The following is a 16,114-nucleotide window of genomic DNA, read 5'->3' as shown; positions in this document are numbered from 1 at the left end:
GGCGAATCCAGCCGGACCCCGAAGCCCGGGCCGTGGTCGGTCCGGCGCGAAGGTCAGGAGCCGTGTCGAAGGCGATCGTGCCGTCGAGCGGGTGGAATCGGTACGTGGTGACCAGATGAGCAGTCCCCCCGGGGATCAGGGCGATGTCTCGGCGAACACGGCCCCCCGCAGCACCGCGGTCTCCCACCTCCGGGCTCAACTGCTGCCCTCCGTCCGCCACTTGTCGATGGGCAGTGGGCCCTAGGATGCACGGGGAGGTGGCCGGTATGGCGTCCGTGTTCGTGAGTCATCGCGTTGTCGATGCGGAGTTGGCCGAGAAGCTCGCGGCTCAGATCCGTTCGGCCGGTCACACGGTGTGGCTGGACGAATGGGAGATCGGGCTGGGGGACTCGATCGTGCAGAGGATGGCGGAGGGGCTCGAAGCCTCGCGGTTCCTGGTGCTGTGTTACTCCGAGGCTGGTGTGGACAGCCCCTGGATGGGCCGCGAGTGGATGTCGGCGCTGGCCCGCCAGTTGCAGAGCGAAGAGGTGAGGATCCTCCCGGTTCGACTCTCCGGTGGCACCGCTCCGGCCATCCTCGCCGACGTCAAGTACGCGGATCTGACCGCCGACTGGGATTCCGGCGTCCAGGAGCTGTGTGCCGCACTGGGGCCGCGATGACGGACCGACGGATCTTCATCAGCTACAACCAGAAGGACGGCGAGGTCGCTCGCATGCTGGATGCCAGCCTGCAGGTGGCCGGTGCCCGGACCTTCCTGGACCAGCGAGACATCCTGGTGGGTGACTCCATCACCCAGGAGGTCTACCGGGGACTGGAGTCGTCGACCGACCTCCTCTATCTGATCTCCGCGAACTCGGCGGGCTCGAAGTGGGTCGCCGAGGAGCTGACCGTGGCCAAGACCCGGCAACGTAGCCAGGACGGCTACCGGATCCTTCCCGTACTGATCGACGACACGCAGCCCCCGCTGGGAATCGCGCACCTTCGCTACGCCGACCTGCGTGAGTGGCGAGACCCGCAGGTGTACCGCCGCGAGATGCTCGAGCTTCTGCGGTCGCTCGGTATGGAACCCCTGCTTTCCGACCATCGACAGGTGTCGTGGTGGATCACCAACCGGTCCCGGATGCAGCCCCACCGGGAGCTGATCCAAGAGGCCTACCACCTCCTGGACACGGCTCTGTCCTACCAGCAGTACTTTGACAACACGTGGGACAGGGGGCCGCACTACTGGGCGTGGAAGATCAGCTTCGGTGACATCGGGGTCGACACCCAGTGCTCCGCCCTCGCGCGACTGATCGCTACTCTCCACGACGCCGGTCGCCGTTCGGGTCCGATCATCCAAGCCGCCCAGGCGGTGAACGAGGTCAGGAGACGCCGTTTCTACTCGGAAGCCGCCGTACGCGAGGTCTGCGACCACCTCGGCCTGATCCTGGGCGCGTTGCGGGATCTCGACGCCGAGGCGATGACGGTGGTCGGCGCGACGATCGGGGCAGACCCACTGCCAGAGGGCGGGCCGGCGGCCTTGTGAGACGGCGCGGCCGACCTCGATGGCGGTGCGGGACTTCTCGTGTGCCGCGTCGGGCGGCGACGGACTCCCATCTATGACGGTCGCCGGACTCGGGGCAACGGCCCTGGCGCCCCGGCACTCCGGGCAGGCGGTCACGCGCCTGCCCTCGGCGCCGCTGCAAGGTGGCTTGTCGTCGGCGTTTCCTCCGGCCCGCGGGTGGCGTAGCGTGGCCGCGTGCCCGAGTCGCCGCTGACGCCCGCCGCGCCCAGGATTCCTCCGCAGCCTGCCGAGGAGTGGGACGAGTCCGTGCGGGAGACGTTGTCCGCCGACATCGGCTCACTCGGGCTCGGCGTGTCTTCGCTCGGCGAGGCACATGTCTTCGCCACGTTTGCCCGTCATCCGGAGTTGTTCGCCGCCTGGCTCCCGTTCAGCAGCCAACTACTGCTCGGGGGCGAACTTCCCTTCGCTGACCGCGAGTTGGTGATCCTCCGGGTGGCGCGCAACTGCGGTTCGCCCTACGAGTGGGGCCAGCATGTGAGGATCGCCGAGAAGGCCGGGTTGTCACCGGACGACATGGATCGCGTGGCGGCAGGTCCCGACGCGGAGGGTTGGACGGAACGGCAGTCGCTGCTGCTGCGGGCGACGGACGAGTTGCGCTCCGGGGCACGGATCAGCCGGCCCACGTGGGAAGGGCTGACCAAGCACCTGACGGAGCGTCAGCTGATCGAACTGCCGATGCTGGTGGGCCACTACCACCTGCTGGCGTTCACTCTGAACTCCCTGCAGGTCCAGCCGGAGCCCGGACTGCCTCCCATGCGCTGACGGCATACGTCCGTGGGCGTCCGGGCGCAGGCGGGCTCTGGGCGGTTGGCCATGATGCGTCGTCCCGGTGCCGAGATCTCACGACACCCGTTCGCGCTGGCCCTGCAGGGCTGAGCGCATGTAGCGATGACGGTCCATGGCGAGGCGCCGCATCCGGATCACCCAGAAACAGAATCCCGCCACGGCGACCGCGAAGACCAAGGGAAAGACCAATGAGCCGGTGGCCACCCCGAGAGCGAGCATGCCGACCGCGATCAGGCCCATCAGGCCCAGCCAGTACGGCAGCCACCGCCCTCCCCGCTCCATCCGCCCCAGTTGCTCGGCGACCAGCCGTCGCATGGTCGCCTGCTCCTCGGGATCCCTCGGTACCTCGCGGTGCCGGATCTTACGGTTGAGATCGGCTATGCCTCCGGGGTCGGTGCCGACCGCGCGGCCGACTTTGCGACGCTGCACGGCCAGGCACGCGATGACGATGGTGGCGTAGACCGTGCCGTGGATCACCCACAGGACCGGATGTTCGTTCCGGCGGAACAGGGCGGCGACACCCACCGCCAACGGGAAGAGCAGGATCGCCTGAGCGGTCAGACTGCGTTCGAGCCAGCGCTTCAAGGCGCGCATGGCACGTACCTCCTCGGAATCGACGTGACACCGCTGTCGTTTCCCGAATACCCCGTCAGGACCGGCCTATTGGCATCGTTCCCAGCCGCCGCGTGCACACGCTTCAGGACCACCGGCCTAAAGCAGGTCGCGCGGCACCGTCTCGTTCCACGTGCGGGAGAACACCCGGCGGTCACCCTCGTAACCGTCGAGGGTGGCGTCCACGAAGAAGTCCTGCTCGTCGCAACTGAGCCGGGTGTGCGTCACCACGCGAACGTCCCAGTCCTCGCGTCGGAACCGCATGGTCCACGTGGACTCGCCGCGGACCGACGTGAAGTCGTCGGCAACGGTCGCGTAGCGCTCGTAGGCGCGACGGCCGGCATCGAGGCCGATCTCGTCGAAGCGGACCAGACCCTGGTCCTTCACGATCTCCAGTTCGGCGTGATAGCCGATCAGGTCCCGTTTCACGTCCCAACGCTGCTCCGGGGGCGTCAGCCGGGACACGGCCAGGGGCGGCGTTCCTTCGGGCTCCTCAAACGGCTTGGCGGGCACCTCGCCGGGTTCGTCCGTCGGGCGGACGGGGAGCGTGAGGGTGCTGGAGCCCTCGTGGACGCTCAGCAAGGCCGGTTTGGGCGGCGGCCAGGCGAGCGGCCAGTACGACGTGGACAGGGAGAGGCGGATGCGGTGTCCGGGCGGGAACGCCTGCGCCACTCCGTTGAGGTGGACGGTCGCGCGGTAGCGCCGGCCCGGCTCCAGCGGCTCGGGGTCCTCGGTGCTGTCCCGCCGGGTGAGATTGAGCAGACCGTACGTCACACGGGTGGCGGCACCGTCAGGGCTCACGTCGGACAGGCGCGCGGCCACCATCGCGACCGGCTCGTCGGCCGAGATGTCGAGTTCCACGGCCGGCGAGCCCAGGATCTCCAGCCGTTCGGTCAGGGGCTCGGTCTCGAAGACAAGTGAGCCGCCGTCCTCCTCCCGCTGGTCGTAGGGCAGGTCCGGCGGTGCGTTGTACGAGGCCCACTTGCCCGCGAACTGGCCGACCGACAGAGGCGAGCGCACCGTCATCGCGGCGCCGTCCCCTTCGCCGACCGCCCGGTCCTCGCCCGGAGAGCCGATCCGGTGCCGGGTCAGCGGGTACGTGACCGGGTGAATCTGTGGAGACGGCCACGTGGGTTCCGCGACCCAACGACCCGGCCGCTCCTCGTACGACGTGGACGGCGGAACGCTGTCCTGCATCCACGTCTGCAGCATGGGGCCGTCCATGACGCCGTTGTCGACGCCCTTGAGCCAGTGGTCCCACCACCGCACCACCTCCTGGAGGTAGCCGATGGCCGGTCCGGGTTCTCCGAGGTGGGGGAACTTGTGCGACCAAGGGCCGATCAGTCCCTTGCGGGGCACGTCCAGGTTGCCGAGCAGGCGGGTCACGGCGTTGGAGTAGCCGTCCGCCCAGCCGCTGGAGGCGAGGACGGGACAGCGCACGTCCTGGTAGTTCTCGGAGATCGAGGCGTGGCGCCAGTAGTCGTCGCGGCGCTGGTGGCGCAGCCATGGAAGGACCCAGGGGCCGGTGTTGTCCAGGCGCTCGTGCCACATGTCGCGCCAGCGGTCGCCGACCACCGCGGGGTCGGGCGGACAGGTGGCGTAGGCGAACATGGTGCCCGCCTCGGCGAGGTTGTCCGAGAGCATGGCCCCGCCCATGTAGTGCATGTCGTCGGCGTGCCGGTCGTCGGTGAAGGACGCGATGGCGATGGCGCGCAGGCTCGGCGGCCGCCGGGCGGCCACCTGGAGAGCGGCGAAGGCACCCCAGGAGATGCCCATCATGCCGGTGGTGCCGTCGCACCAGGGCTGCTCGGCCAGCCAGGCGAGGACCTCTTCGGCGTCGGCCTGTTCCTGTTCCAGGTACTCGTCCTTCAGCACCCCCTCCGAGTCACCGGTGCCGCGCACGTCGACGCGGACGCAGGCATAGCCGTGCCCGGCGATGTACGGGTGGTGGATGGAGTCCCGTACGGACGTGAGATCGCGTTTGCGGTAGGGGATGTACTCCAGCACCGCGGGCACGGGCTCGTTGTCCGAGGACGTGGGACGCCAGACGCGTGCCGACAGCTGTACGCCGTCGGGCATGGGGATGCTGACGTGCTCCTCTTCCTTCGTGGCGTACGGCAGGTTGGTCACGTAACGCATAAGGCCGACGCGCTCCTTACTCTTGCGGGCTCTCGTCGAAGGTGAATCCCAGTGCGGCCACGCAGTGGTCGTACTTCTCCCGCAGCTCCTCCTCGCTGCTGCCGCCGGTGAAGACGTGGGCCAACTCGAAGCTGTAGCTGTCCTGTTGGGACAGACCCGACAGCGGCTGCCCCTCGTGGGGCGTGACGTCCACGCGCAGGCCGTCGGTCTCACGCTCGATGCGGGCGATGTCCTCGGGCGAGGGCACATGGCTCACCACACCGTCGGTGAACCAGCGGTAGTACCACTTCGCGGCCATCGCGTACGGGCCCTCACCATGCGGCATGTGCGGGTCGTCGCCGAGGGCGAGGCTGACCATGCAGTGGTGGTTCGGTACGCCGTCGACGTACTGGAACAGTTCGGCGTGGGACTGGGAGTGCCGGGGGTTGATCTCCAGGAGACTGACCTCCTGGGTCTGCGGGTCGTAGAAGTACTCCACGCTGAAGGTGGCCGAGTCGAAGCCGATCCGGCGCATCACACGCTCGGTGACGTCGCGGAGCTGGTCGATCACCGGCGGCGGCAGCGTCGAGGGGTACTGGTGGCGCAGGAAGCAGGAGGTGTCGGGGTAGTTGATGGAGTCCAAGGTGCCGTAGACGGTCACCTCGCCCTGATGCACATAGCCCTCGACGGCGACCTGGATCCCTGACATCGCTTCCTCGGCGAGGCAGACCTGGCCGCCGACGCCGTCCATCTCGGGCGGCAACTCGATCCGGTCGAGGATGTACTCGAAGGGCCGGCCGACCCGGGCGATGCCCTCACGGATCTCGGCCACGGCGGCCCGGAACTCGTCCATGTCCTTGACACCGAAGGCGAGTTCGGAGGAGTACGAGAGGGCGGGCTTGAGCCACATGGGGAACCGCACGCCCTCGGGAGGGCGCGGGTCGTCAGACTCCAGATCGACCTTGCCGAACCGCGGAATCCTGTCGGTGGCCTTCTGCTGTTCGAGTCGACTCCAGTACTTGTGCTCGCACTTGACCACCGACTCCAGGCTGGTGCTGCGGGTGCCGTAGCGCTCGCTGAGGATGGGGACGAGGGTGCTGACCGGGAAGTCCCAGTAGCCGACGATCGCGTCGATGCTTCCGTCGAAGGCGTCCAGCACCCCCTGCGCCTTGTCGATCAGTTCCGGCACCGACACCTCGCCGCCCTGCAGTTCCTCCGTCGACAGCAAGGGGTGGTAACGCAGTGACTTCGCACCCGGCACCGCCTGGAGTGTCGGCAGGTTGGCCTCGTCGAGGCCGATCACAAAGACGTTCTTCGTATCGTTCACGTTCTTCTCAGGCACCGGCACCTTCCTCTTCCTCGCGGCTCGTATCGGAAGATCGTCGGAGTACCCGTGAGGTGCACGGCCAACCCCCTGCCCTCGGGTCCCCTCACCACCGACAGGCGACGAGCCGGGTCGCTCTGTTCATCGCGCGGGCCGCCCGCTGGTCCCCGGCAGCGGAGTCGGCGCCCTGTCGCCGTCCAGTACGGCCTCGATGTTGCGTGCCGCCAGCTCCACCATCGCCGCGCGTGTCGCCTCCGTTGCCGAGCCCACGTGCGGCAGCACCACCAGGTGCGGTTCGGCGAACAACGGATCGGACGGGTCCGTTCGCGGCTCGTTCGTCATCACGTCCAGCCCAGCGGAGTGCAGGCTCCCGTCGCGCAGCGCGGTGAGCAAAGCCGCCTCGTCGACGACTCCGCCCCGTCCGGTGTTGACGAGCGTCGCCGTCGGCTTCATCAGCGCGAGCTCCGGTGCGCCGATCATGCCGGTGGTCTCGGGCGTCAGCGGAGTGTGCACGGACACCACGTCGCTGCTCCGCAGCAGTTCGTCAAAGGTGACCCAGCGGGACAGCTCGTCGTCCTCCTTGCGGCGCGGATGGTGGTGCTGGATGCGCATCCCGAAGCCGGCCGCCCGGCGGGCGACGGCCTTGGCGATCTGTCCGTAGCCGATCAGTCCGAGTGTCGCGCCCTGTACGTCCAGCCCCAGGAAGGCGTCCATCCGGAAGGCGCCCCACTCGCCGCGCCGCAACGCGTCCATGCTGGCGCCGAGGCGCCGCCGCGCCATCAGGATCAGTGCCATCGCCACGTCGGCGGTGGTGTCGGCGAGTACGTCGGGGGTGTGGGTGACCACCACACCGCGCGCGGCGGCGGCGTCGACGTCCACGCCGTCGTAACCCATCGACGCCAGTGCCACGACACGGAGGCCGGGGCCGGCCGCGTCCAGCAGGGCGGCGTCCACCCGGTCGCTGCCGAGCACGAGCAGCCCCTCGCAGCCCTGGACCAGCGCGCCCAGCTCGGCGGAGGTGGGCGGTGCCGTCCCCTCCCACGCGGTGACGTCGTACCGCGAGGCGAGCCGCCCCACGGCGGTGCCTGGCAGGCCGGCGCGGCTGACGGCGACGCGCGGACGGGGGACAGGGGTGTCGGACATGCTGAACTCCCTGGGTCGGAAGGGGCGGTGACGGTAGAAGGGGCGGCCGGCGGGCGAAGGGCGGCCGGCGGGACAGGGCGCCGGCTCGCCTCACCCGACCGCGGCGTGGAACCGGCGCGGGAGGGTGGCCACTGGTCGGGCGACGGGCCCGCCTGCCGTCACTTCCCGCCGGCCGACCCGTACCTGCCCCGCTTTCAGGCCGTCGTCGGATCCGCGAAGTCGAGGAGCACCTTGCAGGAGCGCGCCGGGTCGGCTGCCAGTTCGAACGCCTCGCCGGCGCTCGCCACGGGGAGTACGGAGGTCACCACCGGGTCGACGGGGAGGCGGCCGTCGGCCAGGGCCTCGAGCACCTCGCCGAGCTCGGTGTCGAAGCGGAAGGAGCCGACCAGCCGTAGCTCCCGTGTGATCACCGCGTTCGCGGCGACCGGGGTGTCCCCGGGCGGGAGCAGGCCGAGGCCCACCACCAGACCGCCCCGGTCCACTCCGTACACGCAGGTGCGCAGCCCGGCGGGGTTGCCCGAGGACTCGATGGCGATGTCCGCCGCCAGTCCCTCCAGTCCGTCCCCGGCACTGGAGGGGCCGCCGATCCGTACGGTCGCGTCGGCGCCCACCTGCTTGGCGACGGCCAGCGGCGCCTCGTGCACATCGGTCACGGTGATCTCACCGGCTCCGGCGGCGCGCAGGGCAGCGACCACCAGGCAGCCGATCGGTCCGGCGCCGGTGACCAGGACCCGCTTGCCGCGTACGTCGCCGGCCTGCCGTACCGCGTGCCAGGCGACCGCCGCAGGCTCGGCGACCGCGGCCAGCCGCAGGTCGAGGCCGTCGGGCAGGGGCAGGACCCGTTCCGCCGGCACCACCAGGACATCGGCGAATCCGCCCTGGACGTGGGGGTTCCGGGCGGCGCTGCCGAGATAGCCGGTGTCCAGGCAGGTATTGCGACGCCCCGCTGCGCACTGTCGACACGCGCCGCAGGAGGCCAAGGGGTGCACGGCCACCGGGGTCCCGGGCGGCGGGGCCTGCGTGCCGGGGCCCGCCGCGCGTACCAGGCCGACGATCTCGTGGCCGAGGACCAGTGGTTCGCGCAGCCGGAACTCGCCGACCGCGCCGTGCCGCCAGTAGTGCAGGTCGGAGCCGCAGATCCCGCCGTAGCGGATGTCGACGGCCACCTCGCCGGGGCCGGGCTCCGGCACCGGCCGCTCCTCCAGGCGCAGGTCGCCCGCCCCGTGGGCCACGACTGCTCGCATCGTGGACGAGTTCGACGAGTTCGACGACTTCGATGGGTTCGGTGAGTTCGGGTTCGGTGAGTTCGAGCTCGACGTGTGTGATGAGTTCATGTCCTCGGTCCTTCTCAGATGACCGCGGTCAGGCCGCCGTCCACGGCGATCACCTGGCCGTTGACGAAGTCCGACGCGGGGGCGGCGAGCCACACCAGCGTGCCGACGAGATCCTCGACGGAGGCCCAGCGCCCGGCCGGGGTGCGGCCCCGGATCCAGGAGTCGAACGCGGGGTCGTCGACCAGGGGGCGGGTCAGTTCGGTGACGACATAGCCGGGTGCCAGGCCGTTGACGCTCAGCCCCGATCCGGCCCACTCCGCGCACATGCCCCGGGTCAGCATCGCGAGGCCCCCCTTGGAGGCCGCGTAGGCGGCGATCCCCGGCCGGGCGAGCCAGGTCTGTACGGAACAGATGTTGACGATCTTTCCGTGGCCGCGTCCGACCATGCCCGCGGCCACCGTGCGGCCGACGAGGAAGGCGCTGGTGAGGTTGGTGTGCAGGACCCGTTCGAAGTTGTCGGCGGAGACCTGGAGGAGTGGTTCGCGGTGCTGTACGCCGGTGTTGTTGACCAGGATGTCCAACGGGCCGATCCCGTTCTCGATCTCCCGGACCGCCGTCTGTACGGCCGTCTCGTCGGTGACGTCGAAGGGCACGGCGTGCACCTTCGTCCCGGTGCGTTCGGCGAGTTCGGCACGCGCGCGTTCCAGGACCTCGGGATCGCGGCCGTTGAGGACGAGTTCGGCGCCCGCCTCGGCCAGTCCCGCGGCCAGGGCGAATCCGATGCCCTTGCTGGAGCCGGTGACCAGGGCCAGCCGCCCGGAGAGGTCGAACAGGGAAGGACCCTTGGCTGAAACCGTCATGACTGGCCTCCCGCCGGACCGATTCCGGTTCCGGTTCCGGTTCCGTAGTAGTGCATGAGCGCTGCGTTGTCGGCGTCGCCGTGGCCGGCCGCGGCCAGCCAGCGGTGGAGTTCGGAGACGGCGGTGGTGACCGGCAGTGGCACTCCTTCCGAGCGCGCGTAGTCCCGGGCCGCCTCCAGGTCCTTGACCATGTTGCTGACCCGTCCGGTGGGCGTGAGGTCGAGCTCGGCGAACTTCACGAAGAACTCCTGGAGCAGTGCCGAGTCGGCCCTGCCTCCGGTGAGCGCCGCCTGTACCTGCAGTGGTGGCAGACCGGCTGCCCGGATCAGCGCGGCGGCTTCGGCGAGGGCGGCGAATCCGCAGCCGACCAGGACCTGGTTGACGGACTTGACCAGCTGTCCCGAGCCGGCCGGGCCGAGGTGGGTGAGCTGGGAGGAAAGGGCGCCGAGCACGGGCAGCGCCCGTTCCACCTGGTCGTCCTCGCCGCCGAGCATCAGCGTGAGCTCGCCGCGTTCCGCGCCCGGCGCGCCGCCCGACAGAGGAGCGTCGACCCAGCCGGCGCCGAGCTTCGCCGCGCGTTCGGCGAGGTCGCGGGTGCGTCCGGGGTCGATGCTGGACATGTCGATGACGAGTACGCCCTCGGGTGCAGCGGTCAGGACCCCGTCGGGGCCGAAGACCACCTGCTCGACGATGTCGGCGGTGTTGAGGGAGAGGATCACCACGGACGACGAGGCGAGCTGCGCCGCCGAGTCCGCCGGGGCCGCCCCGTCCCTGGCGAGCTCCGCCACCGCGTCCTGCCGGACGTCGTAGACCCGCACGGTGCGTTCACGCCGCAGCAGTCGGCGGGCGATGGCCGAACCCATGACTCCGAGGCCGGCGACTCCCACCTCCGGATGACCTGACACTTTGACCTACCTTCTGAACCAAATGCTGTACTCGGAACAATATACTGAACCACGATGTTGAAGCAGTGCAACTGTCCGGTGATAAGCATGATTGTGTGTGCAGCATATTGGCTTGAGTCCTGCATGCTGTTACGGTCCTGGGCATCCGCGGATGTACGGCCTGTTACCACGCCCGCTGAGCGATCCGGCCGCCCTTCTGCGGCCCCGGCGCGAGACGGCGGGCTCCGAGACAGCCGGCCCCACGCCCTGCCCCCCTGCCCCTGGGCGCGGGGCCGGCATCCATCCGCACCCACGGAACAGCACACCGAGTCGGGACAGTCACGGAAACGGAGACGGAGACGGTGATGAAGGACGAGGCCCAGGTGGTGCTCGGGATCGACCTGGGTACCACCGCGACCAAAGTGGTCGCGGTGGACGGTGCCTACCGGGTGGTCTCGACCGTCGAGCGTCCCGCGCCCCTGCGCACCGGGCGGCACGGGGAGGCCGTCCATGACCCGGAGACGGTGCTGGCCGGAGCGATCGAAGCGGTCAGGGAGAGCGCGGGTCTCTGCGCCGGGCGCGGTCTCACGGTCGTCGCCCTGTCCTTCAGCGCGGCCCTGCACACCCTGCTCGCCCTGGACTCCTCCGGCGAACCGCTGACCCCGGCGCTGAGCTGGGCGGACACGCGGGCCGCCGACATCGCCCGAGGTCTGAGGGCGGCAGGGAATGCCGACGCCCTGCACCGGGCGACCGGAACCCCGGTGCACTCCATGGCCCCGCTCACCAAACTCGCCTGGTTCACGGCACACGAGCCGGAACTCGTCCGGCGTACGGCCACCTGGTGCGGCCTGAAGGACTACGTCCTCTCGCGGTTCACCGGCAGTCTGGTCACCGACCTGTCCTGCGCCTCCGCCACCGGCCTGCTGGACATGCGCACCACCCGATGGCACGGACCCGCCCTCGACATCGCCGGGGTGAGCGCCGACCGGCTGCCCGAACCGGTGCCGCCGACCGCCGTGTTCACGCTCCTGCCCGAAGCCGCCGCCGCCCTGGGGCTGCCCGCCGGGCTGCCCGTGGTGGCGGGCGCCGGGGACGGCCCGTTGGCCAATCTCGCCGTCGGAGCCACCGCGCCTGCCACCGCCGCGCTGTCGCTCGGCACCAGCGGCGCCCTCCGTGTCGTCCGCGACCGGCCCGGCGTGGACGAACGCTGCCGGGTCTTCTGCTACTACCTCGCGGACGGGCTGTGGGTACTCGGCGGGGCGGTCAGCAACGCCGGAGTCGTCGCCCAGTGGGCGGCCGAGTCCTTCGGCGGCGTCGACGTGGGCGACCTGCTGAAGGAGGCGGGCCAGGTCGAGCCCGGCGCCGAAGGGCTGATCGCCTTGCCGCACCTGCTCGGGGAACGCGCACCCTGGTGGGACCCGGACGCGCGCGGCGCCCTGATCGGGCTGCGCCGCGGACACGGCAGGGCCCACATGACCCGGGCCATGATCGAGGGCGTGGGGCAGCAACTCGCCCTGGTACGCGACTCCTTGCTCGCCGCCGACGCCCCGATCACCTCGGTGCGGGCCACCGGGGGCGCCCTGCGCTCCACCCTGTGGGCGGAGATCGTCGCGGCCGCGCTCGACATGCCCTTGGAGATCACCGACGACACGGCGGGCTCCGGCTTCGGTGCCGCGCTGCTCGCCCGGCACGCGCTCGGCGCCCTGCCCTCGCTGACCTCCCCGGTGCCCGGCGCGCGTGCTCACCGCACCGTGACCCCCGATCCGGCGGCGGCACGGCGGCTGGCGGAGACCCGCGGACTCAGCGAACAGCTGTACCAGCTCCTGCGTGAGGTGCATGGGCCGCACCGGTGACCACCGCCCCGGCGTCCCGCCGTAGCCGTGCGGCCTCCCCGACCGCGACCAGGGGAAGCACGGCGAGCAACGCGAACGCCACCCGGTAGGGGGCGGCGGCCCCGTCCAGCCCGAGGAGGGGTGCGATCGGTCCCGCCGCGCCCAGTGCGAGGGCGCCGAAGGCGACTCCGAGGCCGGCGGCGAGCTGTTGCAGCGTGCTGGAGAGCGCGTTGGCGTCGCTGGTGCGGTCCGGTTCGATGTCGGCGAAGCCGATCGTCGCGTACGCGCTGAGCGAGACGGACCGGCACACACCGCTCACGAACAGCACGGACACCACCACGGCCGGCGGGGTGTGCGGGCCGAGCAGCCCGCACAGCACGAAGGTCACCGCCGTCGCGACCCCGTTCACCAGCAGCACCGTACGGAAGCCGAAACGGCGCAGCAGCGGGGTGGTGAGCGGCTTGACGGCGACGTTGCCGGCGAACACCGCGATGAGCACCACTCCAGCGGTCACGGCACTCCAGCCGAAGGCCTCCTGGAACATCAGCGGCAGCAGGAACGGAACCGCGGTGATCGCCGCGCGGAACAGCGCACCCCCCGCGTTCGACACCCGGAAGGTGTCCACCTTCAGGGCCCCGAGGTCGAGCAACGGACTCCGGCTGCGTCGGAAATGACGCACCGTCACCAGACAGAGGACCACTCCCGCGGTGAGCCAGGACGCGCCCGGTCCCCAGGCGGCGGGCGCATCCCCGAGCCGCTCCAGGCCCAGCACCAGCGCCGCCAGCCCTGCCCCGCCGACCCCGACGCCCACCCAGTCGAGGCGAGGCCGCTCCGGCCGCCGGAGATCGGGGACGAGCCGCAGGGCGAGCGGCAGCGCCAGCACGCCCAGCGGCACGTTCACCAGGAAGATCCAGTGCCAGGAGGCGTACGTCGTGAACAGCCCGCCCAGTGCCGGTGCCAGAACCGGGGCCAGCAGACCGGGCCAGGTCAGCCAGGCGATCGCCCGCAGCAGATCCGACTTCCTTGTGGTGCGCAGCACCGCCAGCCTGCCGACGGGCACCATCATCGCCCCGCCGATGCCCTGCACGACGCGCATCACGACCAGCTCGGGCAGCCCGCCCGCCGCCGCGCAGAGCACCGAGGCGAGGGTGAACACGGCGATCGCCCATACGAAGACCCGGCGTGCGCCGTAACGGTCGGCGGCCCAGCCGCTCACCGGGATGAACACGGCCAGCGCGACGAAGTACGCCGTCATGGCGACGCCGATGTCGGCCGGCCGCACCCCGAAGGAGGCGGCCATCTCGGGGGCGGCCGTCGAGATGATCGTGCCGTCCAGGTACTCCATGAAGAAGGCCCCGGCGACAAGCAGCGCCAGCCCCCGTCGGCCCCCGTCGCTCACTGGCGCGACTCCGTACCGTGCTGTCCCGACGACGGCATGCCGATGTCCTGGACCTGCCCGGGGAGGACGACGAACTGCCGCATCATGCCCATGTCCTCGTGTTCGAGCATGTGACAGTGGTAGACGAACTTCCCGGCGGAGTCCCCGAAGTAGCCGTCCACCGTGACCAGTTCACCCGCTCCGACCCGCACCGTGTCCTTCCACCCCCGCTCGCCGGGCGGCACGGCCGCGGCACCGGTCCGGCGCAGCGGGGCGGCGGTGCCGCAGCCGATGCCGCCGTCCGGCATCGAGAACGACGTGAACCCGCTGATGTCGTACGTCTCCCTGCTGACCACCCGGAAACTCGTGGCGTGGATGTGCATGGGATGCGGCCAGCCCGACGGCGCCGCGTGCAGGAACCGCCACCGCTCCCAACCGCGGGTACGGACGAAGAAGCGCACCGGGTCGTGGAAGTCCGCCGCCGCGCGGCGGTACGTGGTCAGGGTGCCGTCGTCCTCCCTGATCTGCACGATGCCGTCGGTCGGCAGCTCACCCGGCGGCGCCTCGGTCTTCTCCATCTCCCAGCACAGGGCCTGACCGGGGCCCATGGGCGTCAGCACCACCAGCCGCTCCGTCGGGCGCTGGGGGACGGCCGGGGTGCCGGTCCTGTCGTCCCCGAGGGAGCCGTCGCTCAGCCGCCGCGGCAGTGTGAAGGGGTCGTGGACGGGGCGGTGGTCCACCCGGAACTCCATCACCTGCGGCCACGGCCCGGGGTCGGGATTGGGGTTGGTGTTCGTCAGCCGCAGGCGGCGACCGCGGAACGCCGAGAAGTCGATCAGCAGGTCGGCGCGCTCGGCGGAGCCCAGTGTCAGCCCGTCGGCGGGGTCCACCGGCACCGGTTCCGTCAGCAGTCCGTGGTCCGTGCCGATCTGGTACACGCTGCCGGCCGGCACGGCACGGCCGTTCTCGTCGGTCAGCGTCAGCCGGTACTGGCGGGTGTTGGCGGCGTTGACGACCCGGAAGCGGTACCAACGCGGCTCGACTCGCAGATACGGCCAGATCACGCCGTTGACCGTGGTGAACGGGCCGGTGAACGCGCGCGTCTGCAGGAGGGGTTCACTGTGCACGACGATCGTCTTGTGCAGCAGGCGGCCGGTGAGACGGCCCTCGCTGTCGGTCTCCAGATTGCGGTCCGCGAGCATCAGCGGAACCTCGTACGCCCCACCGGGAAGGCCGAGGGCGTCCTCCTCCTCGTCCCGGATCAGGTACATGCCGGACAGACCCGCCATCACGTTCCACCGGGTGATGCCCATGGCGTGGTCGTGATAGAAGAGCGCCGCCGCACGCTGCTCGTTGGGGTACTCCGACAGTTGGGACGTGCCCGGCTGCACACCGTTCTCAGGCCAGCCGTCGTTGCCGCCGCCGGTGAGCGCTCCGTGCAGGTGGACCACCGTCCACGGCCGCAGGGCCGCCACATCTTCGCGCGCGCTCACGCCGCCGCGCCCCGGCTGGTCCCAGAGCGCGGGCGACGTCGTGGCGTCGGGCACCTCGACGACCGTCACCGGGAGATCGCCGGACAGTTCGTTGGCCCAGGTCACGCGGAGCTTCTCGCCCCGGCGGACGTCGAAGGTGGGACCGGTCACCTGGCCGTCGTAGGCCCAGACGGGGGTCGGCGGCAGCTGGGAATGCAGGCGGGTCGTCGTCGTCCGCATCCGGACGGTGGCGTACGAGACGCCGTCGGCCCGGGTCTTCCCGACGATCCCGGGGATGCGCAGGGGGTCACGGAACGGGGTGAGGCTGCGGTAGGTGGGTGCGGCCGGGGCGGGTCCGGCCGGTCCGCCCCGGCCGGGGCGGGGCGCGTCGTCGGTGAGTCGCGTCGTGTGTGTCGTGTCCGCGGGTGCGCCGGTCGTTCCGGCCGGCGGCGCCGCCCCGGACTCGGTCCCGCTCCTGGCTCCGGCCTCGGTGGCCGCGCTCGCCGGGGTCGGTGCCGCAGCGCTGTCGGCGGCGGCCACGGCGGCACCCGCCGCCGCGGAGGCGAGGAAGCCCCGTCGGGTGAGCGCCGAACGGGTCACGCCCGTCGGGTTGTTGCCGTCCTGGGTGTGCATGGTGTCCTTCACTCATCGCCGCGACGCGCCCGCCCCTGGCGGTCCGCCGCTGCGGCTCCTGGTCGCCCGGCCCCTGGGCATCCACCTCGGGACCGGGCGATGTTCCGCCGGGCTGTCCGGGCCCGGCGGGGTTCCCGGGCCGGCGGTCCCATGTCGCCGGATTCCGGATCGTGTTGATGAAGTGCCGTACACCCCGCCCGCCCGCGGCGGCGGGCGGGCGGCGCCGGCGGGGTG

The 16,114-nt window shown here is 71.0% G+C and carries 13 protein-coding genes; 4 read left to right on the top strand and 9 right to left on the bottom strand.

Features of this window, described 5'->3' with window-relative positions; genetic code table 11:
• Positions 1–266 precede the first annotated feature (266 nt).
• The 3 genes from ACFWWR_RS40145 (at position 267) to ACFWWR_RS40135 (ending at position 2,326) form a co-directional block, all read left to right on the top strand.
• Positions 267–659: a toll/interleukin-1 receptor domain-containing protein gene (locus tag ACFWWR_RS40145; protein ID WP_383874757.1), complete on the top strand. Its 393-nt coding sequence runs from the start codon at positions 267–269 to the stop codon at positions 657–659.
• Entirely contained in the window at positions 656–1,525 is an 870-nt protein-coding gene (locus ACFWWR_RS40140) for a toll/interleukin-1 receptor domain-containing protein (protein ID WP_384308772.1), read from the top strand. The genes ACFWWR_RS40145 and ACFWWR_RS40140 overlap by 4 nt, the downstream gene beginning before the upstream one ends.
• 213 nt (positions 1,526–1,738) lie before the next feature.
• Positions 1,739–2,326: a carboxymuconolactone decarboxylase family protein gene (locus ACFWWR_RS40135; RefSeq protein WP_384308769.1), complete on the top strand. Its 588-nt coding sequence runs from the start codon at positions 1,739–1,741 to the stop codon at positions 2,324–2,326.
• 78 nt (positions 2,327–2,404) lie between these two features.
• Here the strand turns inward: ACFWWR_RS40135 and ACFWWR_RS40130 are convergent, their stop codons facing one another.
• The 7 genes from ACFWWR_RS40130 to ACFWWR_RS40100 all read right to left on the bottom strand — a co-directional run bounded on the left by ACFWWR_RS40130 (position 2,405) and on the right by ACFWWR_RS40100 (position 10,586).
• On the bottom strand, positions 2,405–2,944 hold the full coding sequence (locus ACFWWR_RS40130) for a hypothetical protein (RefSeq protein ID WP_383874751.1): 540 nt from the start codon (positions 2,942–2,944) through the stop codon (positions 2,405–2,407).
• A gap of 117 nt (positions 2,945–3,061) precedes the next feature.
• Positions 3,062–5,101, bottom strand: a complete 2,040-nt coding sequence (locus tag ACFWWR_RS40125; RefSeq protein WP_383874750.1) for a CocE/NonD family hydrolase — start codon at positions 5,099–5,101, stop codon at positions 3,062–3,064.
• 16 nt (positions 5,102–5,117) lie between these two features.
• On the bottom strand, positions 5,118–6,422 hold the full coding sequence (locus ACFWWR_RS40120) for an acetyl-CoA carboxylase biotin carboxylase subunit family protein (RefSeq protein WP_384308766.1): 1,305 nt from the start codon (positions 6,420–6,422) through the stop codon (positions 5,118–5,120).
• A 123-nt stretch (positions 6,423–6,545) separates the two neighbouring features.
• Positions 6,546–7,547 carry a 2-hydroxyacid dehydrogenase gene (locus ACFWWR_RS40115; RefSeq protein WP_384308763.1) on the bottom strand — a complete coding sequence of 334 codons (1,002 nt, stop codon included), beginning with the start codon at positions 7,545–7,547 and terminating at the stop codon, positions 6,546–6,548.
• Between the two features lie 194 nt (positions 7,548–7,741).
• Positions 7,742–8,791, bottom strand: a complete 1,050-nt coding sequence (locus ACFWWR_RS40110; protein ID WP_384308760.1) for an L-idonate 5-dehydrogenase — start codon at positions 8,789–8,791, stop codon at positions 7,742–7,744.
• Between the two features lie 104 nt (positions 8,792–8,895).
• Complete coding sequence (locus ACFWWR_RS40105) at positions 8,896–9,681, bottom strand: SDR family oxidoreductase (protein WP_383874742.1); 786 nt, start codon at positions 9,679–9,681, stop codon at positions 8,896–8,898.
• On the bottom strand, positions 9,678–10,586 hold the full coding sequence (locus ACFWWR_RS40100; RefSeq protein WP_383874740.1) for an NAD(P)-dependent oxidoreductase: 909 nt from the start codon (positions 10,584–10,586) through the stop codon (positions 9,678–9,680). Before ACFWWR_RS40100 ends, ACFWWR_RS40105 begins: the two co-directional genes overlap by 4 nt.
• Before the next feature lie 344 nt (positions 10,587–10,930).
• On the opposite strand from ACFWWR_RS40100, the gene ACFWWR_RS40095 reads away from it, so the two are divergent.
• On the top strand, positions 10,931–12,418 hold the full coding sequence (locus ACFWWR_RS40095; RefSeq protein ID WP_383874738.1) for a gluconokinase: 1,488 nt from the start codon (positions 10,931–10,933) through the stop codon (positions 12,416–12,418).
• On the opposite strand, the gene ACFWWR_RS40090 is transcribed toward ACFWWR_RS40095, so the two are convergent.
• Both ACFWWR_RS40090 and ACFWWR_RS40085 read right to left on the bottom strand, forming a co-directional pair.
• The gene (locus tag ACFWWR_RS40090; RefSeq protein ID WP_384308757.1) at positions 12,366–13,796 is read right to left on the bottom strand and encodes an MDR family MFS transporter; all 1,431 of its coding nucleotides are present in this window, start codon (positions 13,794–13,796) and stop codon (positions 12,366–12,368) included. The two genes, ACFWWR_RS40095 and ACFWWR_RS40090, sit on opposite strands and share 53 nt — an antisense overlap.
• Positions 13,793–15,880 carry a multicopper oxidase family protein gene (locus tag ACFWWR_RS40085; protein ID WP_383874734.1) on the bottom strand — a complete coding sequence of 696 codons (2,088 nt, stop codon included), beginning with the start codon at positions 15,878–15,880 and terminating at the stop codon, positions 13,793–13,795. Before ACFWWR_RS40085 ends, ACFWWR_RS40090 begins: the two co-directional genes overlap by 4 nt.
• Positions 15,881–16,114 lie beyond the last annotated feature (234 nt).

This window comes from Streptomyces sp. NPDC058678 (assembly GCF_042714835.1).
In the GTDB taxonomy this organism is placed as follows: Bacteria; Actinomycetota; Actinomycetes; order Streptomycetales; family Streptomycetaceae; genus Streptomyces.
Note: the sequence above shows the minus strand (reverse complement) of the source record. Positions and strands in the feature narration are given on the sequence as shown.